This window comes from Romboutsia sp., assembly GCF_051659545.1.
GTDB lineage: Bacteria > Bacillota > Clostridia > Peptostreptococcales > Peptostreptococcaceae > JBOFOR01.
Map to the genome: position 1 here is coordinate 1 of NZ_JBOFOR010000199.1, position 26,804 is coordinate 26,804.

At 28.6% G+C, this 26,804-nt stretch carries 27 protein-coding genes; 23 read left to right on the forward strand and 4 right to left on the reverse strand.

What is annotated here, in order from left to right:
* Positions 1-213: hypothetical protein (locus ACRC03_RS10710; RefSeq protein ID WP_438652558.1), on the reverse strand; the 213-nt coding region annotated here is incomplete at its 3' end.
* An 85-nt stretch (positions 214-298) separates the two neighbouring features.
* Here ACRC03_RS10710 and ACRC03_RS10715 point away from each other — a divergent pair.
* Complete coding sequence (locus ACRC03_RS10715) at positions 299-1,006, forward strand: tRNA threonylcarbamoyladenosine dehydratase (RefSeq protein ID WP_438652559.1); 708 nt, start codon at positions 299-301, stop codon at positions 1,004-1,006.
* A gap of 37 nt (positions 1,007-1,043) precedes the next feature.
* On the opposite strand, the gene ACRC03_RS10720 is transcribed toward ACRC03_RS10715, so the two are convergent.
* The gene (locus tag ACRC03_RS10720) at positions 1,044-1,880 is read right to left on the reverse strand and encodes a ComEC/Rec2 family competence protein (RefSeq protein WP_438652560.1); all 837 of its coding nucleotides are present in this window, start codon (positions 1,878-1,880) and stop codon (positions 1,044-1,046) included.
* 167 nt (positions 1,881-2,047) lie between these two features.
* On the opposite strand from ACRC03_RS10720, the gene ACRC03_RS10725 reads away from it, so the two are divergent.
* The 5 genes from ACRC03_RS10725 (at position 2,048) to holA (ending at position 8,205) form a co-directional block, all read left to right on the forward strand.
* Positions 2,048-2,953, forward strand: coding sequence for a DUF2156 domain-containing protein (locus tag ACRC03_RS10725; protein WP_438652561.1), 906 nt, complete (start codon positions 2,048-2,050; stop codon positions 2,951-2,953).
* Between the two features lie 2 nt (positions 2,954-2,955).
* Positions 2,956-4,122, forward strand: a complete 1,167-nt coding sequence (locus tag ACRC03_RS10730) for a GNAT family N-acetyltransferase (protein WP_438652562.1) — start codon at positions 2,956-2,958, stop codon at positions 4,120-4,122.
* Between the two features lie 276 nt (positions 4,123-4,398).
* Positions 4,399-5,763, forward strand: coding sequence for an amidohydrolase (locus tag ACRC03_RS10735; RefSeq protein ID WP_438652563.1), 1,365 nt, complete (start codon positions 4,399-4,401; stop codon positions 5,761-5,763).
* Positions 5,764-5,927: 164 nt separating this feature from the next.
* Complete coding sequence (locus ACRC03_RS10740) at positions 5,928-7,187, forward strand: ComEC/Rec2 family competence protein (protein WP_438652564.1); 1,260 nt, start codon at positions 5,928-5,930, stop codon at positions 7,185-7,187.
* Entirely contained in the window at positions 7,162-8,205 is a 1,044-nt protein-coding gene (gene holA / locus ACRC03_RS10745) for a DNA polymerase III subunit delta (RefSeq protein ID WP_438652565.1), read from the forward strand. Before ACRC03_RS10740 ends, holA begins: the two co-directional genes overlap by 26 nt.
* 130 nt (positions 8,206-8,335) lie before the next feature.
* On the opposite strand, the gene rpsT is transcribed toward holA, so the two are convergent.
* On the reverse strand, positions 8,336-8,602 hold the full coding sequence (rpsT, locus tag ACRC03_RS10750; RefSeq protein WP_438652566.1) for a 30S ribosomal protein S20: 267 nt from the start codon (positions 8,600-8,602) through the stop codon (positions 8,336-8,338).
* Positions 8,603-8,872: 270 nt separating this feature from the next.
* On the opposite strand from rpsT, the gene gpr reads away from it, so the two are divergent.
* The 10 genes from gpr to dnaJ all read left to right on the forward strand — a co-directional run bounded on the left by gpr (position 8,873) and on the right by dnaJ (position 20,813).
* The gene (gene gpr, locus ACRC03_RS10755) at positions 8,873-9,829 is read left to right on the forward strand and encodes a GPR endopeptidase (protein WP_438652567.1); all 957 of its coding nucleotides are present in this window, start codon (positions 8,873-8,875) and stop codon (positions 9,827-9,829) included.
* Positions 9,830-9,841: 12 nt separating this feature from the next.
* Positions 9,842-10,771, forward strand: coding sequence for a stage II sporulation protein P (gene spoIIP, locus ACRC03_RS10760; protein ID WP_438652568.1), 930 nt, complete (start codon positions 9,842-9,844; stop codon positions 10,769-10,771).
* 23 nt (positions 10,772-10,794) lie between these two features.
* On the forward strand, positions 10,795-11,055 hold the full coding sequence (locus ACRC03_RS10765; RefSeq protein WP_438652569.1) for a hypothetical protein: 261 nt from the start codon (positions 10,795-10,797) through the stop codon (positions 11,053-11,055).
* Positions 11,056-11,197: 142 nt separating this feature from the next.
* A complete protein-coding gene (gene lepA, locus ACRC03_RS10770; protein ID WP_438652570.1) occupies positions 11,198-13,003 on the forward strand; it encodes a translation elongation factor 4 in 1,806 nt (601 codons plus the stop codon).
* A 188-nt stretch (positions 13,004-13,191) separates the two neighbouring features.
* Positions 13,192-14,517, forward strand: coding sequence for an APC family permease (locus tag ACRC03_RS10775; RefSeq protein WP_438652571.1), 1,326 nt, complete (start codon positions 13,192-13,194; stop codon positions 14,515-14,517).
* A gap of 154 nt (positions 14,518-14,671) precedes the next feature.
* The gene (hemW, locus tag ACRC03_RS10780) at positions 14,672-15,808 is read left to right on the forward strand and encodes a radical SAM family heme chaperone HemW (protein WP_438652600.1); all 1,137 of its coding nucleotides are present in this window, start codon (positions 14,672-14,674) and stop codon (positions 15,806-15,808) included.
* A gap of 99 nt (positions 15,809-15,907) precedes the next feature.
* On the forward strand, positions 15,908-16,930 hold the full coding sequence (gene hrcA, locus ACRC03_RS10785; protein ID WP_438652572.1) for a heat-inducible transcriptional repressor HrcA: 1,023 nt from the start codon (positions 15,908-15,910) through the stop codon (positions 16,928-16,930).
* Positions 16,931-16,971: 41 nt separating this feature from the next.
* Positions 16,972-17,547 carry a nucleotide exchange factor GrpE gene (grpE, locus tag ACRC03_RS10790; protein WP_438652573.1) on the forward strand — a complete coding sequence of 192 codons (576 nt, stop codon included), beginning with the start codon at positions 16,972-16,974 and terminating at the stop codon, positions 17,545-17,547.
* Between the two features lie 100 nt (positions 17,548-17,647).
* Positions 17,648-19,489 carry a molecular chaperone DnaK gene (gene dnaK / locus ACRC03_RS10795; protein ID WP_438652574.1) on the forward strand — a complete coding sequence of 614 codons (1,842 nt, stop codon included), beginning with the start codon at positions 17,648-17,650 and terminating at the stop codon, positions 19,487-19,489.
* Positions 19,490-19,661: 172 nt separating this feature from the next.
* On the forward strand, positions 19,662-20,813 hold the full coding sequence (gene dnaJ, locus ACRC03_RS10800) for a molecular chaperone DnaJ (RefSeq protein WP_438652575.1): 1,152 nt from the start codon (positions 19,662-19,664) through the stop codon (positions 20,811-20,813).
* 108 nt (positions 20,814-20,921) lie between these two features.
* Here dnaJ and ACRC03_RS10805 read toward each other — a convergent pair whose 3' ends face one another.
* Positions 20,922-21,464: a hypothetical protein gene (locus ACRC03_RS10805; protein ID WP_438652576.1), complete on the reverse strand. Its 543-nt coding sequence runs from the start codon at positions 21,462-21,464 to the stop codon at positions 20,922-20,924.
* A gap of 258 nt (positions 21,465-21,722) precedes the next feature.
* Between ACRC03_RS10805 and prmA the strand changes: the two genes are divergently transcribed.
* From prmA to ACRC03_RS10840, 7 genes are all read left to right on the forward strand, one after another.
* On the forward strand, positions 21,723-22,661 hold the full coding sequence (gene prmA / locus ACRC03_RS10810; protein ID WP_438652577.1) for a 50S ribosomal protein L11 methyltransferase: 939 nt from the start codon (positions 21,723-21,725) through the stop codon (positions 22,659-22,661).
* 7 nt (positions 22,662-22,668) lie between these two features.
* Positions 22,669-23,421, forward strand: coding sequence for an RsmE family RNA methyltransferase (locus ACRC03_RS10815; RefSeq protein ID WP_438652578.1), 753 nt, complete (start codon positions 22,669-22,671; stop codon positions 23,419-23,421).
* Positions 23,422-24,720 (forward strand): tRNA (N(6)-L-threonylcarbamoyladenosine(37)-C(2))-methylthiotransferase MtaB, encoded by a 1,299-nt coding sequence (gene mtaB, locus ACRC03_RS10820; RefSeq protein ID WP_438652579.1) that lies wholly within the window; start codon positions 23,422-23,424, stop codon positions 24,718-24,720.
* Positions 24,721-24,796: 76 nt separating this feature from the next.
* The gene (locus ACRC03_RS10825) at positions 24,797-25,147 is read left to right on the forward strand and encodes a histidine triad nucleotide-binding protein (RefSeq protein ID WP_438652580.1); all 351 of its coding nucleotides are present in this window, start codon (positions 24,797-24,799) and stop codon (positions 25,145-25,147) included.
* Between the two features lie 143 nt (positions 25,148-25,290).
* Positions 25,291-25,470: a 30S ribosomal protein S21 gene (gene rpsU, locus ACRC03_RS10830; protein WP_325276114.1), complete on the forward strand. Its 180-nt coding sequence runs from the start codon at positions 25,291-25,293 to the stop codon at positions 25,468-25,470.
* Positions 25,471-25,496: 26 nt separating this feature from the next.
* On the forward strand, positions 25,497-25,940 hold the full coding sequence (locus ACRC03_RS10835; protein WP_438652581.1) for a GatB/YqeY domain-containing protein: 444 nt from the start codon (positions 25,497-25,499) through the stop codon (positions 25,938-25,940).
* A 204-nt stretch (positions 25,941-26,144) separates the two neighbouring features.
* Positions 26,145-26,642, forward strand: a complete 498-nt coding sequence (locus ACRC03_RS10840) for a TspO/MBR family protein (protein WP_438652582.1) — start codon at positions 26,145-26,147, stop codon at positions 26,640-26,642.
* Positions 26,643-26,804: the final 162 nt, after the last annotated feature.

Here is a 26,804-nt window from a genome sequence, read left to right on the forward strand (position 1 = left end):
ATTTATATAATCTACATATTTAATTAGATTATTTTTATTAGTATCTTTTAAAATTGACAATATTAAATTATAATTATCATTATCATGAATTAAAGTTTTTGCATATGAAACAGGCAATAAACTATCATTGTTAAATTTATTTATTAATAAGTTACATAAAATAAGTAAATTTATTATAAGTAAAAAACAAAACAGATTTATAATTTTTTTCAAAATAATCCTCCCTACCTTTGTATAGGATTTATATTAAAATATATTCTGTTACACAAAAATAAATAACTTTAGGAGTATGGTATAAATGGAAAAAAATTTTACAACAAGAACTGGTCTTATAATAGGTGAAGATGGAGTTGATAAGCTTAAAAATTCAAATGTTATAGTATTTGGAGTTGGAGGCGTAGGTAGTTTTGCGGCTGAAGCCATAGCAAGGGCTGGAGTAGGCCATCTTACTATAGTAGATTTTGATGATGTAGATATAACTAATATAAATAGACAACTTCCAGCGCTACATTCTACTGTTGGAAGATATAAAGTAGATGTTATGAAGGACAGAATTTTAGATATTAATCCGAATATAAACATAAAAGCAGTAAAAGAAAAATATAATAAAGATACTAGTGAAAGTATCTTAGTAGAAGATTATGATTATGTAGTAGATGCTATAGATATGGTAACTTCAAAAATACATTTAATAGAAACTTGTAAGTCAAAAGGCTTAGAAATAGTAAGTTCTATGGGAATGGGAAACAAGCTTGATCCTACTAAAATAGTGGTTACAGATATACACAAAACTAGTATGTGTCCTTTAGCAAAAGTAATGAGAAAAGAACTAAAAGATAGAAGAATAAAAAAACTTAAGGTGGTTTACTCTACAGAGCAACCTCAAGAATTAAAGCAAAAAATTATGACTGGTAAAAAAATAACTCCAGGAAGTGTATCTTTTGTACCTTCTGTAGGAGGCCTTATAATAGCCTCAGTAGTAATAAATGATTTACTTAATAAATAATTAGTTATAGCAACTAGGTACAAATATAATTTGTACACTAGTTGCTTTTATAATTTTTATCAGTAAGTATTGTATTTCCATCACAATAAAATACAATATCACCAAGCAAATCTGTTCTATAGGTTAAAACCTTATTTCTAGATAAATTATCTATGACTTTTCTGTGAGGATGACCATATTGATTTTTATAGCCACAAGATATAGCTGCAACATCAGGAGTTGTAGCATTTAAAAAAGCTTCGCTAGTTGAAGAACTACTACCATGATGGCCTACTTTTAAAAAATCTATATCCTCTAAATCAAAAGAATTTATAATATCTGATTCATTAGGAATTTCAGCGTCACCAGTAAATAAAAAAGATTTGTTTATACAATCTAGCTTAAAGACAACTGAATTTAAATTACTATCTTCTTGAATATAAGATGGAGATAAAACTATTAAGCTTGTATTTTTATCAATTTCTAGAGAATCTCCTTTATATAAAAATTTTATAGGGATATTTTTGTTTTCGCAAGATGTAAGGAGATTTTCATAAGATTCACTATTTGAAGTATCCTCAGGAGTATATAAATATTTTACGTTGAAAGTATTGATAATATTGTCAAGGCTTCCAATATGATCAGAATCTAAGTGAGTAGCTATAATTAAATCGAGTGATTTGACTTTATGCTTTTTTAAATAACTTTTTATTATATGGAAGCTATCTTCGTTACCTCCATCCACTAAAATATTTTTTGAACTAGCTGTTTGTATCAGTATACTATCACCTTGTCCAACATCTATAATGTGGATAGATAATAGGTAGTTTTTGCCACAACCGGATAAAAATGATATTATAATAAGTATTAATGAAAATAGTTTTAATTTTTTCAAAATTTCACCTCTTTTATTAGATGTTTATATAAAATATAAGTTGGGTAATATAAGTTAATGAACTATATTATATTTTTGACAAGAAATTTAAACATAATTCAAAATAGAATATAAATTAATTAAAAAAGTGTTGTTAACGAATAGTTATGACGACACAGGAGGATTTTATGATTTTTAAGGATGTAAATATAAATTCAAAAAAAGAATTAGATAAATATTTTGACTTGGTAGATTATGAAGCGTGTGAATATTGTTTTGTAACTTTATATTTATGGCAACATGTATATAAAACTAAGTATTATATAGGAGATGATTTTGCAATAATAATGGCTGAATACGAAGGTAATAGTTTTTCTATACTACCATTAGCAAAAAAAGAAAAACTTCCTGAGGTTATAGATTTCACAATAGAGCACTTTAAAGAATCAAATAAAAAAATATACTTTAGAGGTATAACAAAAGAAGTCGCAGATTTATTACAAGAAGGATATCCTCAAAAATTTGATTACACAGAAGAGAGAGACTTGTTTGATTATATATATGATGGGGAAAGTTTAAGAACTTTAGGTGGTAAGAAAAATCAAAAGAAAAGAAATCACTTAAATTATTTTCTAAAAGAGTATGAAGGTAGATATGAATATAAATTATTAAATGAAGAAAACTTTGATGAATGTCTTAATTTAATGAAAAAATGGGCTGATACTAAAGAAGATAATGATGAATATGATGAAGGTATGGATGATGAGTTAGTTGGTATAAAAAAAATATTTGAAGATTACAAGAACTTGAAAGATAAATTAAAAGTAGCTGGAGTATATATTGATGGAGAGTTAGCTGCATTTACTATGGGTGAATATTTAAATTCCAATATGGCATTAGTTCATATAGAAAAAGCGGATGCTAGCATAAGAGGTTTATATCAGTATATAAATCAACAATTTATAGTTAATGAATTTGAAAATGTAGAATTTGTAAATCGTGAAGAAGACTTAGGAATACCTGGACTTAGAAAGGCTAAACTTTCTTATCACCCAATTAGATTTGTCGAAAAGTATACTGTTAGGGAGGCATAATAATGAAAATAAGATATGCTAAAGAAAATGAGACGGATAGTATAATTGAAATGTGGAATTATTGTTTTAATGATGGTCAATCTTTTGTTGATTATTACTTTAATAATAAGTACAAAAGGGGAAATACAGTTGTTTTAGATGAGGGAGATGAGATTGTATCATCTCTTCAACTGAACCAATATAAAATAAAGCTAAATAATAAAATATATGATACTTCTTATGTAGTTGGAGTTTCGACTTTTCCTCAAGTGAGAGGTAGAGGATATATGAAGAATATAATGAAGTTTTCATTAAAGGAACTATACAAAAAAGGTCAACTAGTATCAATACTTATGCCTATTGATTATAGACTTTATAGAAAATATGGATATGAACACTGCTATGACCAATTAGAATACAACTTAGACATAGAAGACCTTAGAAGATTTAAATTAAAAGGAAAGCTTCATAAAGTAGAAAAAAAACATATAGGCGACTTAGTTGAAATTAATAACTTATTTTTAAAGAATGTTAATGGAAATGTAATAAGGGATGATAGTTATTATGAAAATATAATCAAAGAAATAAAAAGCGAAGATGGACATATGTATATATATGAAGAAGATGGGTACCAAGGATATATAACTTATTTTTTAAATGGTGAGAATATGTTTGTAAGAGATTTGTTTTATAAAAATGTAGATGCTTTGAAATCTATGCTTAAATTCATATATAATCATAATACTCAATGTAAAAAAGTAACTATTTCTGCGCCTATAAATGATAAAATAAGATTTATATTAGATAATCCTAAAACTTGTGACATAAAAATAAAACCATTTATGATGGGAAGAGTTGTAAATTTAAAGGGATATTTAGAGTCTTTATACATAGAAAGTAATAAAAAAATTGATGCTAATCTATATATAGAAGATGAATTTATAAGTGAAAATAGCGGAGTATTTAATATAAGTTTAAAAAATAATAAAATAAAAGTTAATAAAGTAGAAGAAAATCATGATGTAATGTTTAATATAAATACTATTACTCAATTAGCATTCTCTTATATTGATACAGAGGAAGCTCTTATTTTAAATGATATTGATAAAACAAGTACAAAAGAAAATGTAATAGAATTATTTAAAACTATATTCATTAAAAAAGATAACTACATAAATGAATACATATAAAGATACCAACTGGTATCTTTATTTATTATTAAAAAAATCATATTTTAGTCATAACTGTTGATAACTGTTTATGAAATTAATACCGATAAAATTGTCAGCATAAATAATTCAATATACACGAACTATAAATAAAAAATATTGGAAAAAATACGAAAAAAAATATATAATGGTAGTATGGTCTATAAGTTTTTACAAACTCACCGAAGGTATTCTGGATAAGAAGTATTTTATCTGTTGTAAACTTAATGTTAAGCTAATCGCAATAGGGGGAATAATATGAAGCAATTATACATAAAGAATTGTTATTTAATAACAATGAATAAGGAAAGAGAAATATATGAAAATGGAAGTATATTAATAGAAGATAATATAATTAAAGCAGTAGGTAATGTAGATAAAAGTTTAGTGAATAATAATGCAGAGGTATATGATGCTTGTGGTAAAATACTTATGCCTGGTTTTGTAAATACTCATGTTCATCTATCGCAACAACTAGGTCGTGGAATGGCAGATGATGTAACTTTACTTACATGGTTAAGAGATAGAATATGGCCTTATGAAAGTAGTTTTGATTATAAGGATTCATTAATATCTTCTACGGCTTGCTGTGTAGAACTTATAAAATCAGGTGTAACAACATTTCTAGAATCAGGTGGGCAATATGTAGATGCTATGGTAGAAGCAGTGGACAAGACTGGTATAAGAGCTTGTTTAGCTAAATCAGTTATGGATAATGGAGAAGGTCTACCTGAAGCTTGGCAAAAAAGTTGTGAAGAAGAGTTAAATACACAAGTGGAGTTATTTGAGAAATTCAATAATACTTGCAATGAGAGAGTAAAGATATGGTTTGGACTTAGAACTATATTTAATAATTCTGATGAATTAATTGTTAAAACTAAAGAATTAGCAGATAAATATAATACAGGCATACACATGCATATAGCAGAAATTGCAGATGAAATAGATTTTGCTAAAACTCGTAAAGGATTTGGTACAGTTGAACATTTAAATGAATTAGGAGTTTTAGGGCCTAATTTATTGGCTGTTCATACTGTTTGGTTAACAAACAGAGAACTTGATTTATTTAGGTTAAATAATGTAAAAGTTTCTCATAATCCAGCTGCAGCAATGAAGGTTGTATTAGGGTTTGCATCTATACCAGAAATGCTTCACAAGGGAATACCTGTATCTATAGGTACTGATGGAGCACCTTCTAATAATAGAATGGATATGATGAGAGACATGTATTTGACATCCCTAATACACAAAGGAAGAACCTTAAATCCAGAAGTAGTTTATGCAGAGCAAATTTTAGAGATGGCAACTATAAATGGAGCTAAGTGTGCTTTAATGGAGAATGAAATAGGAAGCTTAGAAGTTGGTAAAAAGGCAGATGTGATAATTTTAAATGGAAATGACATACACTCTCTGCCAATGCACAATCCAATAGGGAATATAGTATATTCTATGTCTAGTCAAAATGTAGAATCTACTATATGTGATGGAAAGTGGTTAATGAAGGAGAGAGAAATATTATTTTTAGATGAAAAAGAACTATTAGAGAAGGTTAAGTATCAAGCGGATACAATAAGAGAGAAGGCTGATATAAAATTAACTTCTAAGTTTAAGATAATAAAATAATTTAAAAAAATTACACTAGTGCTACTAAATTTAGCTTACTATTAGTAAATTAATAAGGCTCAGATTACAAAGAAATGATTTTTCTATGTAATTTGAGTTTTTTTAGTTTAAAAAATGTACAATTGAAAATAATCAAAGTAAAAAGTGAATGTTTAGGAGGTAAAATGAGGAGGCCATTATTAGTGCTATTCATTTTTGTGTTATGCGTAGCTTTATTTTACACAAAAAAAGAAAATTTAGATAAAACTTATGATAATAAATCTGTTAAAATAAACGGTATTGTTAAAGAGAAAAGAATAAAAGCTAGATATGATGAATACAAAATAGGAGAATTTTTAGTTAAAGATTATTCTAGAAAAAAAGATTTTACTGTGGGACAAGAATTAAATATAGAAGGTAAATTTAAAAATTTAAATAATATGAAATATGAGGATTTTGATTACGGTACATATTTAAAAAGTAATGGATATAAAGGTCTTATATATATTAATAAGTATAAAAAAATAGGTGAAAATAAATTATATACTAATCTAGGGAAAAGTAAGAATTATATTAGTAATACAACTAGATATTTATATAAGAAAAACTCAGATTTTATAAACTCCTTATACTTAGGTCAGAAAGAAGATTTAAGTACAGATGAATTAGAAATGTTTAGCAGAACTGGAACTAGTCATATTATAGCTATATCAGGAATGAATACAACTATACTTTGTGTATTAATATCTTATATAATAGGAGGAATAAATAAAGTATCTAAATTAATAGTAGTATCTATTATAATGGTATTGTATTGTATGATGGTAGGTACATCTCCTTCTATTGTGAGAGCTATTGCTTTTACAATAATTTTATATTCTGCAATTTTTATTGATAAAAAAAGAGATGGAATATCTACTTTATCTCTAATTGGTATGTTTTTAGTAATAAATAATCCATATATTATATATAATATAAGTTTTCAATTGTCTTTTCTAGCTACATTGTCTATAATATATTTCTATGGTTGTATAAATAATAAATTAAAGGTAAGTTTAATATCATTGACATTAGCTTCAAATATATTAACTTTGCCTATAATATATTATAATTTTAAAGGTATTCCCGTAATATCTATTATTAGCAACATGGTAATTGTACCATTCATAGGGCTTATAATGTATTTAAGTATTATAAGTTTAATTTTATTTAAAATAAATATAGGAATAGCTAAATTAGTAGCTTATTTTAATAAAGGAATAATAAACGTAATATATTTTTTATTAGAAAAACTAAGCAATTTTAAATTTTCATATATTGAAATAGATAAACCGAGTATATATTTGGTGGTAATTTATTATGTTACAGTATTTTCGTATATGGTTTATAAAGAATTGAAGGTTATGAAGGAGCAGGCAAATGAATTACAAGGATATTATAAGTAATATTAAAAATAAAGACTTGAAAAATATGTATCTTTTTTATGGTAGAGAATACTATTTAATAGAAAATACTATAAAGGTATTTAAGTCAACATTAAATGAAGGTATGATAGATTTCAATTTAGATGTTATAGATGGTAAAGAAACTACAATAGATCAAGTTATAAGTTCTATAGAGACTGTACCTTTTATGGATGAAAAAAAGATAGTAATAATAAAAGATTTTGAATTATTAAAAGGAAAGAAAAAAAATCTTACTGATAGCGATGAAAAATATTTAACTGAACATTTAGACAATATACCAGATACTACAGTGTTAGTTTTTGCTGTATATGGAGACGTTGATAAAAGAAAAAGTTTAGTGAAAAAAATAGATAAAAAAGGAATAGTATTTAATTGTGATAAATTATCTGATATGGATTTGTTCAAATGGGTAAAAAAGAAATTTGATATTAATAAAGTTATAATAGATAACCCTCAAGTAATGTATTTTATAGATCAAGAAGGATATAGAGATAAGAGCAGTGAAAAAACATTATCGGATTTAGAAAATGAAATAAATAAAATAAGTTCTTTTGTAGGTAAAGAAAATAAAGTAACAAATAGTGTAATACAAAAATTATCGCAGAAAAAAGTTGAAAATGACATTTTTAAATTAATAGATTATTTGGGAGAAAGAAAATCTTCAAATGCTATGACTATCTTAAATGATATGATTCAAGAAGGAGAGTCTGTGTTAGGTATATTTGCAATGGTAGCTAGGCAGTTTAAAGTTGTTATGCAAGTTAGGCAGTTACAACAGGAAGGGTATACCTCTAAAGTTATATCAGAAAGACTAAAAATACATCCTTTTGTAGCAGGTAAAGCATTAAAACAGGCGAATAATTTTTCTGATGATATAATTATAGATATGTTGAATTATATATTAGAAAGTGATTATAAAATAAAAAACGGTCTTATTAGAGATACATTAGCAATAGAAATATTGATTAGTAAATATTGTAAAAATAAAATAAGTTAAAAATAAAAAAATCTTAGTAAAGTATAAAGAGTTATACTTTACTAAGATTTTTTTGAAAATAGATATGTTTAAAGTAAAAACCCCTTGATAAAATCAAAGGGTTATATCTATTAATATTATAAACGGATAATTAAGCGTTCATTCCGTTTAATTTTTGAGCTAATTTAGCTACTTTTCTAGCAGCAGCGTTCTTGTGTATAGTTCCTTTAGAAGCTACTTGGCATATTCTCTTTTGAGCATATTGGAATCTTGATACAGCTTCATCTCTATTACCTGCAGTAACAGCTTCTTCGAATCTTTTTATTGCAGTTTTAACTTGAGATTTTCTAGCTCTATTTAAAGCAGTTTTCTTTTCGATAACTTTTATTCTCTTTTTAGCTGATTTTATATTTGCCACCGTGTTCACCCCCTCGTGTGTTTTTTTATTATATTTATCGTCAACATATTAGATTTTAACAGAAATCAATCTAAAAATCAAGGATAATTATTTATAAGTTTTTATATAATATCTTTTCTTTTGACTTTTTAAATTATAACCCATATAAAAGTAATTTACAACATACAAATGAAATATTCAAGAATTTACAAAAATATATTTTTTTGTTATAAAATACTAAAATTTGTTAACAATTATTATTAGCATTTAAATTGTACTTGGAGGTTTAATATGATTACTAGAAGAACAGACTTGGCATTAGAAGCAAGGGAAATATATGAAGAAAGTGAACAAGCTTCAGAAATACCAGGTGTAAAGGTAGATACAAAGGAGCTAGAAAATTGTATAGTTACAAAGGTTGAAATTATAGATGAACAAGGTTCTCAAATAATGAATAAAGGAATAGGGAAATATGTAACACTAGAAAGTAATCTTATGAAGTTTGATGATGATGAATCAAGAGAAGAAGTAATAACATACTTAAAAGACGAATTGGTAGAAATACTAGGAGATGATAAGACAAAGAAGACGTTAGTTATAGGTCTTGGTAACTGGAACATAACATCAGATGCACTAGGTCCTAAATCAGTATCTAAAACATTAGTAACTAGACATATATTCAAGAATTATAATAAAGATTATGATGATGACTTTACAGAAGTTAGTGGTTTAAGTCCAGGAGTTATGGGGCTTACAGGAATAGAAACTAGTGAAATAGTAAAATCAATAGTGGATAAAATCAAACCAGATAGGGTAATAGCAATAGATGCTTTAGCTTCAAGAAAAATGGAAAGAGTGAATACTACGATACAAATTTCAACTGCTGGAATATCACCAGGAGGAGGAGTTGGTAACAAAAGAAAAGCATTAAATAAAGACTATTTAGGCGTAGATGTAATTGCTATAGGGGTACCTACAGTAGTAGATGCGGCAACACTTACTATAGATGTACTAGATATGGCTATTGATAATCTAATGTCTCAGTCTAAGGAGACTGAAGGTTTTTATAATATGTTAAAGCAACTTAAAGAAGAAGAGAAATATCATCTTATAAAAGATTCATTAGAACCATACGATAAAAACTTAATAGTAACACCGAAAGATATAGATGAAACGATTGAAAATTTATCGATAATAATAAGCGAAGGTTTAAATAGGTCTCTTCATCCAGGTAGGATCACCAAATAAGGAGGAGAAAAAATGTTAAAAAAACGCATTAAGGCAGTTTGTATAGCCTATGTGTTAGTTTGTATTTTACCAGTATCGTCCTATGCAATGGATAAAGATGATTTTCTTAAATATTTAATAAATTCATCATACCCAGAGTCAAGCACTACTGACAGCACACAAAGTAACAATAATGAGAATAAAAAGGATGTACCTGATCAAAATAAAGATTATATAAAAGTTCATATAGGGGAAGAAAATGTGCCAATTGTAAATAAAGATAATAAAACGGCTACAAGTGACACCCAATACAAAAATGACATAAGAGTTACTAAGGAAAATCCTAGAATATTAATATATCATACTCACTCTTGTGAAACTTATTCTAATTCACCGAGCGGAAACTATCATTCACAAGATAAACCAAACTCTGTAATGGCAGTAGGTAAAGAATTAACTGACCAACTTACTAATCTAGGTTGGGGAGTAGTTCATACTACTAAATATAATGATTATCCATCTTATAATGGAGCTTATGCAAGTAGTTTAAAGACTATAAACCAAATAATGCCACAATATCCTAGTGTAGATATTGCGATTGATTTACATAGAGAAGGAAAGGACTTAACAGATGAAAATACAAAGAAAAAAGAAGAAGCAAAATTTACAACCACTATAAATGGAGAAAAAGTAGCTAAATTCTTTTTAGTTGTAGGACAAAAAAACCCTAATGTAGATCATGTAAGAAAAGTAGCAGAAGGTATAACTTCATTAGCCCAAAAAAAATATCCAGGATTAGTACTTCCAGTAGTAGAAAAACCATATGGTAAATTTAATCAATACATAGCTAAAGACCATATGCTAATAGAAATAGGAAGTAATGCAACTAGCACAGAAGAAGCTAAAGCTACTGCAAAGTATGTAGCAAGTGTATTGGATGAATATTTCAAACAAAATAAATAGTAAAACTTTACTAGGTGATTAAAATGAGTAGGCGAGAAAATATTGAAACAAGAAATTTTAAAATGAGAAAGTTTAGCTTTATAAGTAAAATACTATTTATTTTAACTATGACTGCAAATTTAATTCTTTGTGCATATATAATAGATAGAAATGCTAAAATTATGCTAGGAGAAACGAGTGGAGGCTTAAACATAAACTCAGTAAAGGTACAAGCTATATTAAATGAAAAAATTAAAGAAATAAATGAAATTAGCGTAAATATAATAAAACAATTTAATAAATAATATTAAAATGAGACTTATAAAAATAAGTCTTATTTTAATATTTATAATTAAAGTTTTTTAATTTATGAAACAACAGTTATTTACATAGAAGAGGATATATTATAAAATAAAAGTTATGATAAATAATAAAGGAGGAAACAAGGTGGACAGTAAACAAAGTAGAACTAGAAATTTTAGTATAATAGCGCATATAGATCACGGTAAGTCTACCTTAGCTGATAGATTAATACAAAAGACAGGACTTGTTAGTGACAGAGACATGAAAGCTCAATTATTAGACAACATGGATCTTGAAAGAGAAAGAGGAATCACTATAAAGTTACAGAACATAAGATTAGTATATAAAGCTAAGGATGGAAATGAATATTATTTAAATCTTATAGATACACCAGGACATGTAGACTTTAGTTATGAGGTTTCAAGAAGTTTAGCAGCATGTGAGGGAGCATTATTAGTAGTAGATGCGGCTCAAGGTGTTGAAGCTCAAACTTTAGCTAATGTATATTTAGCATTAGATCAAGATTTAGAAATATTACCAGTTATAAATAAGATAGACTTACCAAGTGCTAGACCAGATGAAATAAAAACAGAAATAGAAGATATAATAGGTATTGACGCAAGTGAAGCTCCTCTTGTATCTGCTAAGAGTGGATTAAATATAGAAGATGTATTAGAAGCTATAGTTAAAAACATACCTGCTCCAGGTGGAGATAAAGAAGAGCCTTTAAAGGCTTTAATATTTGACTCTTATTATGATGCATACAAAGGTGTTGTAGCTTATGTTAGAGTATTTGAAGGTAGCGTTAAAAAAGGTACGATAATAAGAATGATGAATACTAACAAGAAGTTCGAGGTAACTGAAGTTGGAGTTATGGCTCCAGGTCAAACAGAACTTGATGAGCTTTGTGCTGGAGATGTTGGATATATTGCAGCAAGTATAAAAGATATAAGAAGTTGTCATGTAGGGGATACAATAACAGATGCAGATAACCCTACTGATGATCCTATGCCAGGATACAAGAAAGCTACTCCAATGGTTTACTGTGGTATATACCCAGGAGAAGGTGAAAAGTATGAAAATGTAAGAGATGCACTTGAAAAATTACAAGTAAATGATGCAGCTCTTGAGTTTGAAGCTGAAACATCAGCAGCTTTAGGGTTTGGTTTTAGATGTGGTTTCTTAGGGCTTTTACACATGGAAATAATTCAAGAAAGATTAGAAAGAGAATTTAATCTTGATATTATAACAACGGCACCATCTGTTATATATAGAGTAACAAAAACTGATGGAGAGCTTGTAATGATACAAAATCCTGCTAACTTACCAGAGGTATCTGAAATTAGAATGATAGAAGAACCTATAGTTAAAGGTGATATAATAGTTCCTAAGGACTATGTTGGTATAGTGATGGAACTTTGCCAAGAAAGACGTGGAAACATGATAAATATGGAGTACATAGATGAAAAAAGAGTTATGCTTCATTACGATTTACCACTTAACGAAGTTGTTTATGACTTCTTTGATGCTCTTAAATCAAGAACTAGAGGATATGGTTCTTTAGATTATGAAATAAAAGGATATGTTCCTTCTACTCTTGTTAAACTTGATATATTAATAAACAAAGAGCAAGTCGATGCACTTAGCTTTATAGTACATGAAACTAGAGCATACACTAGAGGTAAATCTATGTGTGAAAAGTTAAAAAATGAAATACCAAGACATCAATTCCCAGTGCCAATACAAGCGGCAGTTGGAAATAAAGTAGTAGCAAGAGAGACTATAAGTGCTCTTAGAAAAGACGTTCTTGCTAAGTGTTATGGTGGAGATATATCTCGTAAGAAGAAACTTCTAGAGAAACAAAAAGAAGGTAAGAAGCGTATGAGACAAGTAGGGTCTGTAGAAGTTCCACAAAAGGCATTCATGTCAGTACTAAAGTTAGATGAATAATAATTAAATTGAATATAAACTATAAAAAAATGGGAGATGCATATGCATTCTCCCATTTTTTTATATATAATTTAATTTTTAATAATTAAATAAATAATGGCAATAATAAATGTATAAAAAAGTCATCTTTAAAATTAAAAAGAAAGACTTTTTTTATACATACTCATGAAATAGTAAGGAGGAAAGTTGTGAGCAATGAACTTAAAAAAACATTAGGGTTGTCAGCGGCACTTTCGACAGTTGTAGGTATGGTTATAGGTTCGGGTGTATTCTTTAAACCTCAAGCGATATATACTTCAACAAATGGAGGGCCAGGATTAGGTATTATAGCATGGGTTTTAGGTGGAATCATAACAGTAACAGCAGGTTTAACAGCAGCAGAAATATCAGCAGCAATACCTAAAACTGGTGGTATGATGGTTTATATTGAAGAAATATATGGAGAAAAATTAGGGTTTTTAACAGGATGGATGCAAACTGTTTTATTTTTCCCAGGAACAGTAGCCGCATTAGCTGTTGTTTTTGCCCAACAAGTAGCTGAGTTAATGGGTTATTCTTCAACTCAAATGAGCATAGTTTTACCTGTAGCAATAGGAGTGATTCTATTAATAGCATTAATTAATACAGTAGGTTCATCTCTAGGAGGAACAATACAAACAATAGCTACAATATGTAAATTAGTTCCACTAATTTTAATAATTACATTTGGATTTATAAAAGGTAATGGAAATCCAATTATAGAGCCTTTAGTAGGTCCAGGTGTAAGTGTTGGGGGAGCGTTAGGTTCTGTATTAATAGCGACTCTATTTGCTTATGATGGATGGATAAATGTAGGAGCAATAGCTGGAGAAATGAAAGAGCCAGGTAAAGACTTACCAAGAGCTATTGTTGGTGGATTATCTATAGTTATGGCAGTCTACATTATTATAAACATAGCTTATTTATGGGTTGTACCAGCAGCAGAATTAAAAACAGCAACAGCACCAGCAGCACTAGTAGCAAATAGCATATTTGGACCAATTGGAGGCAAAATTATAACCGTAGGTATATTAATATCTGTGTTTGGAGCACTAAATGGATATTTATTAACTGGACCAAGAGTACCTTATGCATTAGCTACAATTGGAATACTGCCTGGTAGTAAAATTTTTGAAAAGTTGAATAAAGGTGGATCACCATCAAATTCAATTTGGTTGATAGCTATTTTAGCATCATTATACGCTCTATCAGGACAATTTAACTTATTAACAGACTTAACTGTATTTATAATATGGGTATTCTACGTTTTTACATTTATAGGAGTGATAAAACTTAGAAAAGACAAGCCAGAATTAGAAAGACCATATAAAGTTCCGTTATATCCAATTATACCGCTTATAGCTATAACAGGTGGATTATTTGTTATAGTAAATCAATTAATTACATCGACACTAATTGCAGTGGGTGGAATACTGATAACTTTAATTGGGCTACCAGTTTATTCAGTAACTAGTAAAAATAGAATAAATAAATAAAAATAACTACCCTTTATGAAAGTAGATAAAAAATAAAAATCTATTTTGTAAAGGGTTTTATTGACAAAAAATATATTTAAGATAAATTATAGAAAGAAATAGAGTAAAAATGTATAATTTAAGTTGGATATTATATAGAGAAAGGAAATATGAAATGTTTGGATTATATGTACATATTCCGTTTTGTATAAAAAAGTGCAACTATTGCGATTTTAATTCTTACAAATTGGATAAAGATTTAAAAAATAGATATATAGAAGATTTAACGATTGAAATGAGTTTATATAAAAAAGAATTAAAAAAGAATGATGAAGAAATAACTAGTGTTTTTATAGGAGGAGGAACTCCAAGCATATTAGATAGTTATGAAATAAAAACATTATTTGAGAGTATAAAACAAAATTTCAAAATAAAACAAGATGCAGAGATAACCATGGAGTGTAATCCGGGAACGTTAACATTAGAAAAACTAAAAGCAATGAAAGAATCTGGAATAAATAGGCTTAGTATAGGGTTACAAACAGTACAAGATAACCAATTAAAGGCTATAGGTAGAATACATACTTATGATGAATTTGAAAAAAACTATAAGGAAGCTTTAAAAATAGGCTTCAAAAATATAAATATAGATTTAATGTATGCTCTTCCTAATCAAAAAACTGACGATTGGAAAGAAACTTTAGCTAAAATAACCGAATTAAATCCGTCACATATTTCGGCATATTCTCTTATATTAGAAGAAGGTACAGAACTACACAAAATGTATGAAAATAATGAATTTAATTTAACTGATGAAGACACGGATATAGAAATGTACAACTATACAATAAATTATTTAAAATCAAAAGGATATAATCAATATGAAATATCTAATTATGCAAAAGATGGGCTTGAGTGTAATCATAATATATTATATTGGAAATGTAAGCATTATATAGGTTTAGGACCAGGAGCTTCGGGATATATAAATGATTATAGATACAAGAATGTAGAAAGTTTAGAAGAATACCATAACAAACTTTTAAAAAATGAAAAGCCTATAGAGAGTGTAGAAACTTTAAAAGCAGAAGACAGAATACAAGAAAAAATATTTATGGGACTTCGAATGAATGAAGGGATAAAATTTAAAGACTTTAAAAAAGAATTTTCTTTAGACTTTAAACAAAAGTATAGTAAAGAAATTGAAAAACTAATGGAAAAAGAACTTATAAAAGAAACTAGTGATGGGATAAAATTAACTCAAAAAGGAAGAGAGATATCAAATACGGTGTTTGTTGAATTTATGAATTGATTGAAATAGTGTTGACAAAATTTAAAAAAAATGATATATAATATATATAATCTTTTTAGCACTCAAAGTTAGCGAGTGCTAACAACGAGGAGATGAAATATGGAGCTTAACAATAGAAAACTAAATATCCTCAGAGCTATAGTTAAAGATTATATAGAGACGGCTGAGGCCGTAGGGTCTAGAACCATATCTAAAAAATATGATTTAGGAATTAGTGCAGCAACTATAAGAAACGAAATGGCTGATTTAGAAGAGTTAGGCTATCTTATTCAACCACATACTTCTGCAGGTAGAGTGCCATCAGAAAAAGGATATAAGTTGTATGTAGACTTGTTGATGGGGCAAAGTGAGTTAAGTAATGAAGAAAAAGTGCTAATTGAAAAATGTGTAATGGACAATGTAAGTCACATTAAAGATTTGATTCAAGAGACTTCTAAGTTATTATCTCAGCTTACGAACTATACTACAGTAGCTGTAGCTAACAGTTTAGCCAATCAAAGTGTTATAAAACACATACAACTAGTAAACTTAAGTGATAACAAGATTTTGTTAATAGTTGTAACTAACAAAGGTGATATAAAAAATGCTAATATTGCTACTAATGTTTACCTAGATCAGTCTAAGTTGAATATAATTTCTGATAGTATTACTAAAAAACTATCAGGTAAAAGTATAACTGATTTAGATGATAGATTAATAGCATTTATAAAATATGAAATAAGTGAGTACTCTTCGCTTATAGATCAACTTATAAGTGCGCTAAACTTTGATATGCCTGAAGAAGAACTTTTATTTTCTTTAAGTGGAGCTACGAATATATTTAGTTATCCAGAATTTAACGATATCTTAAAAGCGCAATCATTTTTAAAAATGATTGAAAAGAAAGAAACTATCGAAAGTATGATTAAGTCAAAAGGCATACAAAAGGATAATATAAATATAGTCATAGGTAGTGATAATGATTGCCAAATAGCTCAAGATTATAGTGTAGTAACTGCTACGTATAATATAGACAAAGACTTAGTGGGAAAAATAAGTTTTATAGGGCCTACAAGGATGGATTACTCGAGGATTTACGCAATAGTAAATTATATGAGTATGTTGTTTAATAAAAAACAATAAAATATTAAATTACTTAAAAATAAGCTAAGGGGTGTAGTATCTTGGAAGAAAAAAATATACAACAAGAAGAATTAGAAAAAGATACTTTAGCAAATCAAGAAGAAGAAGTGGAAGCTAAAGTTGAAAGCCAAGAGGACGAAATTATAGAAGATAATGTATCTGATATAAACTCTAAATTACAAGAAAAGAAGCTTCAAGAAGAATTTGATTCGTTAAACGATCAATATAAAAGACTTCAAGCAGATTATTCAAACCATAGAAGAAGAACTCAAGAAGAAAAAGAAAGCATCGGTATATTTGCTAATGAAAAAATACTTAATGATTTGATACCTGTTATAGACAACATGGAAAGAGCATTAGATGCATGTGAAGACAAAGAAAATAGCATGTTCCAAGGTATAGATTTAGTATACAAGCAACTTCAAAGTACATTATCAAAATTTGGAGTTGAAGAAATAGAAGCTAAGGGTTGTGAGTTTGATCCTAATTTACACATGGCAGTTATGCAAGATAGTGTAGATGGAGTAGAACCAAACCATGTAGTAGAAGTACTACAAAAAGGATACAAATTAGGAATTAAAGTATTAAGACCAAGTATGGTTAAAGTTTCGTGTTAATAAAGTTATAAACTCTTCATTGTATATGAAGTATAAGAAATATATGAAGGTTAAATATTAAAAAAATATTAATATTTATAATAAGTAGGAGGAAATCACAATGGGAAAAGTAATAGGAATAGATTTAGGAACAACTAATTCATGTGTTGCAGTATTAGAAGGTGGAGAACCACAAGTAATAACTAATGCAGAAGGTATGAGAACTACTCCATCTGTAGTAGCATTTACTAAAGATGGTGAAAGAATAGTAGGAGAACCAGCAAAAAGACAAGCAGTTACAAATGCTGATAAAACTATAATATCAATAAAAACTCATATGGGAACTGAACATAAAGTAAACATAGATGGTAAGGCTTATACGCCACAAGAAATATCTGCTATAACTTTACAAAAATTAAAAGCAGATGCAGAAGCTTACTTAGGTCAACCAGTTACGGAAGCTGTTATAACAGTTCCAGCATATTTTACAGACGCTCAAAGACAAGCAACTAAAGATGCAGGTAGAATCGCTGGATTAGATGTTAAGAGAATAATAAACGAACCAACTGCTGCAGCACTAGCTTATGGTATGGATAAATTAGATCAAGAAAAGAAAATATTAGTATTTGACTTAGGTGGAGGAACATTTGACGTTTCAATACTTGAAATTGGAGATGGAACATTTGAAGTTTTAGCTACTGCTGGTAACAACAGATTAGGTGGAGATGACTTTGATCAAATAGTAATAGATTATTTAGCTGATGAATTTAAAAAAGCTGAAGGTGTAGATTTAAGAAATGATAAAATGGCTCTTCAAAGATTAAAAGAAGCTGCTGAAAAGGCTAAAAAAGAGTTATCATCAACGATGTCAACTAACATTAACTTACCTTTTATAACAGCTACAGCTGAAGGACCAAAACACTTAACGATAGATATAACAAGAGCTAAATTTGATGAAATAACAGCTCACTTAGTAGAAAAAACTATGGAGCCAACAAGAAGAGCATTACAAGATGCTGGACTTTCAACTTCTGAAATAGATGACGTATTATTAGTTGGTGGTTCAACAAGAATACCAGCAGTTCAAGAAGCAGTTAAAAAATTCATAGGTAAAGAAGCTCACAAAGGAATAAACCCAGATGAATGTGTTGCAGTAGGTGCGGCTATACAAGCTGGTGTATTAACTGGTGAAGTTAATGACTTATTACTTCTAGATGTTACTCCATTATCTTTAGGTATAGAAACTATGGGTAACGTATTGACTAAGATAATAGAAAGAAACACTACAATACCAACTAAGAAGTCTCAAGTATTCTCAACTGCTGCAGACAATCAAACTGCTGTTGATATACACGTTCTTCAAGGTGAGAGAAGTATGTCTTATGATAATACTACTTTAGGTAGATTCCAATTAACAGATATACCACCAGCGCCAAGAGGAATACCTCAAATAGAAGTTACTTTTGATATAGATGCTAACGGTATAGTTCATGTTACTGCTAAAGATTTAGGAACAGGAAAAGAGCAAAAAGTAACTATAACTTCAGGAACTAACTTAAGTGAAGAGCAAATACAACAAAAAGTAAAAGAAGCTGAAATGAATGCTGAAGCAGACAAGCAAAAGAAAGATAAAATAGAAGCTGTAAACCACGCTGACTCTACTATATATCAAACAGAAAAAACTTTAAAAGAAGTTGAAGAAAAAGTAAGTGCAGAAGATAAGAGTGCTATAGAAGCTGCATTAACAGAATTAAAATCTATTAAAGACAAAGAAGATTCAAATGCAGAAGAAATAAACAAAGCTATAGAAGAAGTTATGAATAAATTCCATAAAGTATCTGAGCAAATGTACCAACAAGCAGGTGCTCAAGGTGCAGAGGCACAAGAAGAACCAACTCAAGGTGCAGCACAAGATGATAACGTAGTGGATGCAGATTTTACAGAAGTAAATGACGAAAAATAAGTTTTACAAATAAAGATATTTGTATATAATTAATATAGAGAAAAGAGTATCTTTTCATAAGCATGATATCATTAAAGAATGAAGAATAATGCTTAAAAAAATAATGATAATAGCTTGTAGTTATGATATTCTACAAGCTATTGTTTTTGTAATATAAAGGTGGTGACGATAATTGAGTACTAAAAGAGACTACTATGAGGTATTAGGTGTAGATAAGAATGCTGATGAGCAAACATTAAAAAAGGCTTACAGAAAATTAGCTATGCAATACCATCCAGATAGAAATCCTGATAACAAAGAAGCAGAAGACAAGTTTAAAGAAATAAACGAAGCTTATGAAGTGTTATCAGATAGTACAAAAAGGCAAACTTATGACCAATTTGGTCATGCAGGAGTAAATGGTCAAGGTGGATTTGGTGGCCAAGGCTTCGGAGGTCAAGGATTTGGCGGATTTGAAGACGTATTTGGAGATATATTCGGAGATATGTTTGGCGGAGGCTTCAGTGGCGGAAGACCTAGAAGAAGAGGTCCTGAGCGCGGAGCTGATATGAGGCAAAGTATAGATATAACTTTCGAAGAAGCTGCATTTGGTAAGAGTACATCGATAAAAGTAAATAGAAGTGAAGAATGTAATGAGTGTCATGGAACTGGTTCAAAAGCTGGAACATCAAAGAAAACTTGTCCAACATGTAATGGTGCAGGAGAAGTTAGAACAGTTCAAAGAACTCCATTTGGAAACATTGCAAGCTCTAGAACATGTTCTACATGTCAAGGAGAAGGTGAAGTTGTAGAATCACCATGTCCAAAATGTCAAGGAGCGGGAAGTACGAGAAAAGTTAAGACCATAGAAGTGGATATACCAGCAGGTATAGATGATGGTCAAATGATAAAACTTTCAGCTCAAGGAGAACTTGGAAGTAAAGGTGGACCAAGAGGAGATTTATATCTAGTTATAAACGTTAAGAATCACACGTTGTTCACAAGAGAAGGATATGATATTTACTTTGATATGCCAATAACATTTGCACAAGCTGCGCTTGGAGATGAAATCGAAGTACCTACTTTAGATGGTAAGGTTAAGTACACTATTCCAGAAGGAACTCAAACAGGTACTGTGTTTAGGTTAAGAGAAAAAGGAATACCTAAACTTAGAGGTAATTCAAGAGGTGATCAATATGTAAAAGTTATAGTTGATACGCCTAAAAAATTAAATGAAAAACAAAAAGAGTTACTAAGAGATTTTGCTAAAGAATGTGGAGAAGACGTTCACGAAAAGAAAAGTACATTTGGTCAAAAAATTGAAAATATGTTTAAAAAAAAGTAATAAGAAAACCCAGCAAATACATTTGTATAGCTGGGTTTTTTAGCAATGCGCAGAGCCATTGGCGATATGAAGTGTTTCGCCGACAGGTCGCTCAAGCGAAGTAGATTTTTACGAAGTTATCATAGATACTACCTTGATTTGATTAAAAATTGCCTGTGAAAAAGCATTCATAGCATCTTCATCTAATTCCATTTCTTTTAAGGCTAAGAAAGTAGCAAATGCATTAGCGGTTACTTTCTTATATAGGTATAAAAAATCAGATTGATTGTTTAAATAATCTTTATTTTCTATAGACTCATTTATAAGTATTAACTCATCAATAGTTGAAAATAGAACTGCTTTGGTAGTTGTAGATTCTATAGGTAGTTCCTTTAATAAGCGATATCTTTTACTAGAAAAAGTATTTAAAGAAATTATTGCATTTTCTATCCCTTGAGTATCTAAATCTTTAATATCCTCTTTAGTTTTATGAAAAATAAAGGTACATTTATTATTAATATCATCCATATTAGAATGATATTGGTTAAGTCTTGAATGAAGTTTTCTATTAGATTCTATTTCTTTAATATCATTTCTTAATTGTAGATTTGAGTATGTATCAGAAGTTAACAACAAGTCTTTGTATAGTTGTAGTGATTCTATATTGTTCATAAAAAAAATCTCCCCCACTTTTTTATTAAATATATATCTTATTGTATACTAATACCTAAGATGTTGCAAAGAAAAACTCGTAGAGTAATTTTATATACAATTCCATAGATATACCGATGTTAGCATATTAAGCAAAATGAATTTTCACATATCTATATCTAAAATAGACTAAAGAATTATGTAAAAGATAATAATAATTATGATATAATAAAATTTATGAAAAATAAGATAATTTTATAAGGAAGGTGTACCAAATAAATGAAATGGACTGAAATTACTATAAAAACTTCAACAGAAGCAGTTGAAGCTATAACTAATATATTATATGAACAAAATGTAGGTGGAGTATCTATAGAAGATCCTAAGGATTTTAAATTCCAAAAGAAAAATGACTACGATTGGGATTTTGTTGAAGAAGAAATATTCAATAGTGGATATGACGGCGTAATAATAAAAACTTACATAACAGAAGAAAGAGATGTAACAGAAGATATAAACATAATAAGAGAAAAAATACAAGGATTAAAAGAATTTGGAATAGATATAGGAGAAGCTATAGTTGAACTTTCTCAGGTAGATGAAGAAGATTGGGCAAATGAGTGGAAAAATTACTATAAACCAACAAAAATAGGAGAAAAAGTAGTTGTTAAACCAACTTGGGAAGAATATGAAAAGCAAGAAGGCGATTTAATAATAGAGTTAGACCCAGGTATGGCTTTTGGAACAGGTACACATGAAACAACTACAATGTGCATACAACAATTAGAAAAATATGTTAAAGAAGACACTAAAGTTTTTGATATTGGATGTGGAAGTGGAATACTTGCAATAGCAGCAGCAAAACTTGGTGCAAAAGATATACTAGCAGTAGATTTAGACGAAGTTGCAGTAAGAGTATCAAAAGAAAATATAGAATTAAACAATGTTTGTGATAAAATTGTTGCAATGCATGGGAACTTAATGGAAGTAGTGCATGATAAAGCTGATATAGTTATAGCTAATATAATAGCAGACATAATAAAATTATTAGCTAAAGATATAAAACATTTTATGAAAGACGATGCAGTATTTATATCTTCAGGTATAATACATGCTAAAGTAGATGAAGTTAAAGCAGCGCTAGAAGAAAATGGACTAGAAATAATAGAAGTTCAATCTTTAGGCGAATGGAATGCAATAGTTTCTAAGATTAAGTAGGTGAATTATGGATAGATTTTTTGTAGAAAAGAAAAATATTAATTTAGAAGATAATACTTGTATTATAGAAGGTGAAGATGTTAAACATATTTCAAAAGTACTTAGATGCAAAATTGGTGAAGAATTAGAAATATGTGACAATTATAATAATGAGTATATTTGTGAAATAACTAATATAGATAAAAGTATAGTAAGTCTTCATATATTAGAAAAAGTTGATGTAAAAAGAGAATCTAACTTAAAAATAAAATTATATCAAGGTTTACCTAAAGGACCTAAAATGGAAATGATACTACAAAAGCTTACAGAAGTTGGAGTAGATGAAATAATACTAGTTCAAACTAAAAGAAGTGTAGCTAAAGTAGATGACAAAAAAGAAGATAAAAAAATAGAGCGATGGGAAAGAATAATTTATGAAGCAGCAAAGCAAAGTAAAAGAGGTAGAATACCGAAGCTGCGTGGTGTTTTAAGTTTTAAAGAAGCCTTAGAAGAAATGAAAACTAATGACTTTAATATAGCACCGTATGAAAATGAAAGAACAAAATCAATAAAACAATCTATAAAAGGTTTAGACATAAATAATATGGGTATATTTGTAGGTCCAGAAGGTGGATTTGATGAAAGTGAAATAGAAGCCATAGAAAACATAAATGGACAATCTGTATCTCTAGGACCTAGGATATTAAGAACGGAGACAGCATCGGTTGTTGCCTCATCTATAGTCTTATATGAATTAAGCGACTTAGGAGGAAATGAATAAATGAAAAAGGTAGCTTTTTACACACTTGGTTGTAAAGTAAATCAATACGAAACAGAAGCTATGCTTGAGATGTTTGAAAAAGAAGGATACTCTCAAGTTGATAGTGAGGATTATTCCGATGTTTACGTTATAAATACATGTACAGTAACACATATGAGTGATAGAAAATCGCGTCAATATATAAGAAGAGTTAAAAAGAAGAATCCAGATGCAATAATAGCAGTTGTGGGATGCTATTCTCAAGTATCTCCAGAAGAAATACTTGAAATAGAAGAAGTAAATTTAGTAATGGGAACTAATGATAGAAGAAAAATAGTAGAAGAAATAAAGAAAATAGATTCTAGCCAAAAGTCTAGTACTGTTGATGACATAATGAAGGTTAAAGCCTTCGAAGAAATCGAAATTAGTCAAGCTAATGGAAAAACTAGAGCATTTATGAAGATTCAAGATGGATGTGATAGATTTTGTTCTTACTGCATAATTCCCTATGCAAGAGGAAGAGTAAGAAGTAGAGATTTAAATAGTATCATAGATGAAGTTAAAAAACTTGTTACCAATGGATACAAAGAAGTTGTATTAACAGGTATACACGTTGCTTCTTATGGAAAAGATTTAAAAAATGAAGAAGTTAATTTATTAAATGTAATAAAAACAATAAATAATATAGATGGAATAGAGAGAATAAGATTAAGTTCTGTTGAGCCTATATTATTCACTGAAGAATTTGTAAAAGAAGTATCTCAAATGGAAAAAGTTTGTACTCACTATCATTTATCACTACAAAGTGGATGTGATGAAACTCTAAAAAGAATGAACAGAAGATACACTACAGAAGAATATAAGGCTATAGTAGACAGATTAAGAGAAAATATACCTAATGTAGCAATAACTACTGATGTAATAGTAGGTTTTCCTGGAGAAACTAATGATGAGTTCAACAACACTTATGAATTTTTAAGGGACATAGAGCTTTCTCAAATGCATATATTTAAATATTCACCGAGAAAAGGTACTCCAGCAGCAACTATGGAAAATCAAATAGACCCTCAAATGAAACAATTTAGAAGCGATAAGCTTTTAAATTTAAGCAAAGAGAATTTCGATAAATTTGCTAATAAATTTATTGGACAAGAATTAGACGTGCTATTTGAGCAAAACATAGTAGAAGATAGGTATGAAGGATTAACACCTAACTATATAAGAGTAGTTGTAAAAAGTGATAAAGATATACAAGGCAAAATAATAAAAGTTAAGATTACTGACGTAAAAAATGAATATGTAGAAGGTATTTTGATGTAATACGTAGAAGTAAATTATAACTTTAATTATTTTGATATTAAAAAAACACTAATTTTATATAGAGGAGGTGTTATATATGAGCTGTATATTTTGTAAAATAGTAAATGGTGAAATTCCATCTAGTAAAGTTTATGAAGATGAAAAGGTAATTGCCTTTAATGATATAAATCCTGTTGCACCATATCATATACTCGTTATACCTAAAAAGCATTATGAAAGTATTGTAGATATAAATGATAAAGATATGGAAATTATTGCACACATTCATAGTGTTATTAATAAAATAGCTAAGGAAAAAGAATTTGACAAAACAGGATTCAGAATCATAAACAATTGTGGCGATGATGGAGGACAAGAAGTTAAGCATATTCATTACCATGTATTAGCGGGTAAAAAACTACCATTATATGAAGCTATGCAAAAATAAATATGTAGTTGAATAAAAATACTTGAAAATATTTATAAATTAGTTTATAATAAACAAAGTGTGAGGTTGTAATGCATATTTGCAGATATAATCGTAGTTACAGTCCCAACATAATTCACGCTATCGGAGGGAGGGAAAAAGAAATGTCAGAAGTAAGAATAAGAGAGAATGAAACATTAGACAGCGCTTTAAGAAGATTCAAGCGTTCATGTGCAATGTCTGGCATCATGTCTGAAGTTAGAAAAAGAGAGCACTATGATAAGCCAAGCGTTAGACGTAAGAAAAAAGCTGAAGCAGCAAGAAGAAAAAACGCTAAGAAATAGTAATAAAGAATAAAGAGGTGAAGGGAATGTCCCTTAAACAAAAGTTACAAGAGGATTTGAAATCTTCAATGAAAAACAAAGATACAGTTAAAAAGTCTGTGGTAACTTTAATAAGATCTTCTATAAAGCAATATGAAGTTGACAATAGAGTTGAACTTGCTGATGAAGATATTATTGATATAATATCTAAACAATTAAAGCAACGTAGAGATTCCTTAGTTGAATTTGAAAAAGCTGGAAGAGAAGATTTAGTAAGTGAAGCAAACGCTGAAATCAAAGTTTTAAAAGAGTACCTACCTCAACAGTTAAGCGAAGAAGAACTAAATGAGATTGTAAAAGCTACAATATCTGAAGTAGGAGCTACTTCTATGAAAGATATGAAGAGCATAATGTCAGCTATACAACCTAAAGTAAAAGGTAGAGCTGATGGAAAACTTATAAATAAGTTAGTTAAGATTAACTTACAATAGATTAAAAGCCTAGAGATATTCTCTAGGCTTTTTTACATTTAAGGATATTATATCACCTGAAAAATTGTGGATAAGTTGCTATATTTAAGCAACGTCAACATACGTAGTGAAAGTAAAAAAGCTTTATATTTTTATTTTTGTAATAATAATATAATCTTGGACATAATTATTAAATAAAAAAGAAATAGGAAGAGGGGGAGACTTTTGATTATATCTGTAAAAGAAGTTAAAAACTTTTTAATAAGTGTTTTTATACCATTAGCTATAGGTTATACAAGTAGCTTCTTATCACGTTTATTGGCAGGAGAGTCAACTACTACTTATTATTCTCAATTAATAAAACCAGGTTTTGCACCTCCGAGTTTTGTTTTTCCTTTAGTTTGGACAATACTATTTATATTAATGGGAATATCAGTGTACATAATAATGAAAAATGGATATGAAAAGCCTAAAGTAAGAGATGCTATGTTTTATTACTGGCTACAGTTAGGATTAGTTTTTTTATGGAGTATATTATTTTTTGGATTAGACTTAAGATTTACAGCGCTTATAGACTTAATTATTTTAATAATAGTAGTAGTAATGATGATACTTAAATTTATAAAAATAGATAAAAAAGCAGCATACTTAAATATTCCATATTTAATTTGGCTACTTTATGCTTTATTTTTAAACTATTTTATATGGGTTATAAATAAATAAAATTTATGTAATAATATATAATTCTCTACATATATTTAACTAATAAAAATTTATTAATATATAAATTCTTTATATGGTAAAACAAGCTAAAGATAAATTACAGGTCAATACCAACAATATAGTATAAACTATATCAACAAATTGATGAAATAATGGATTTAG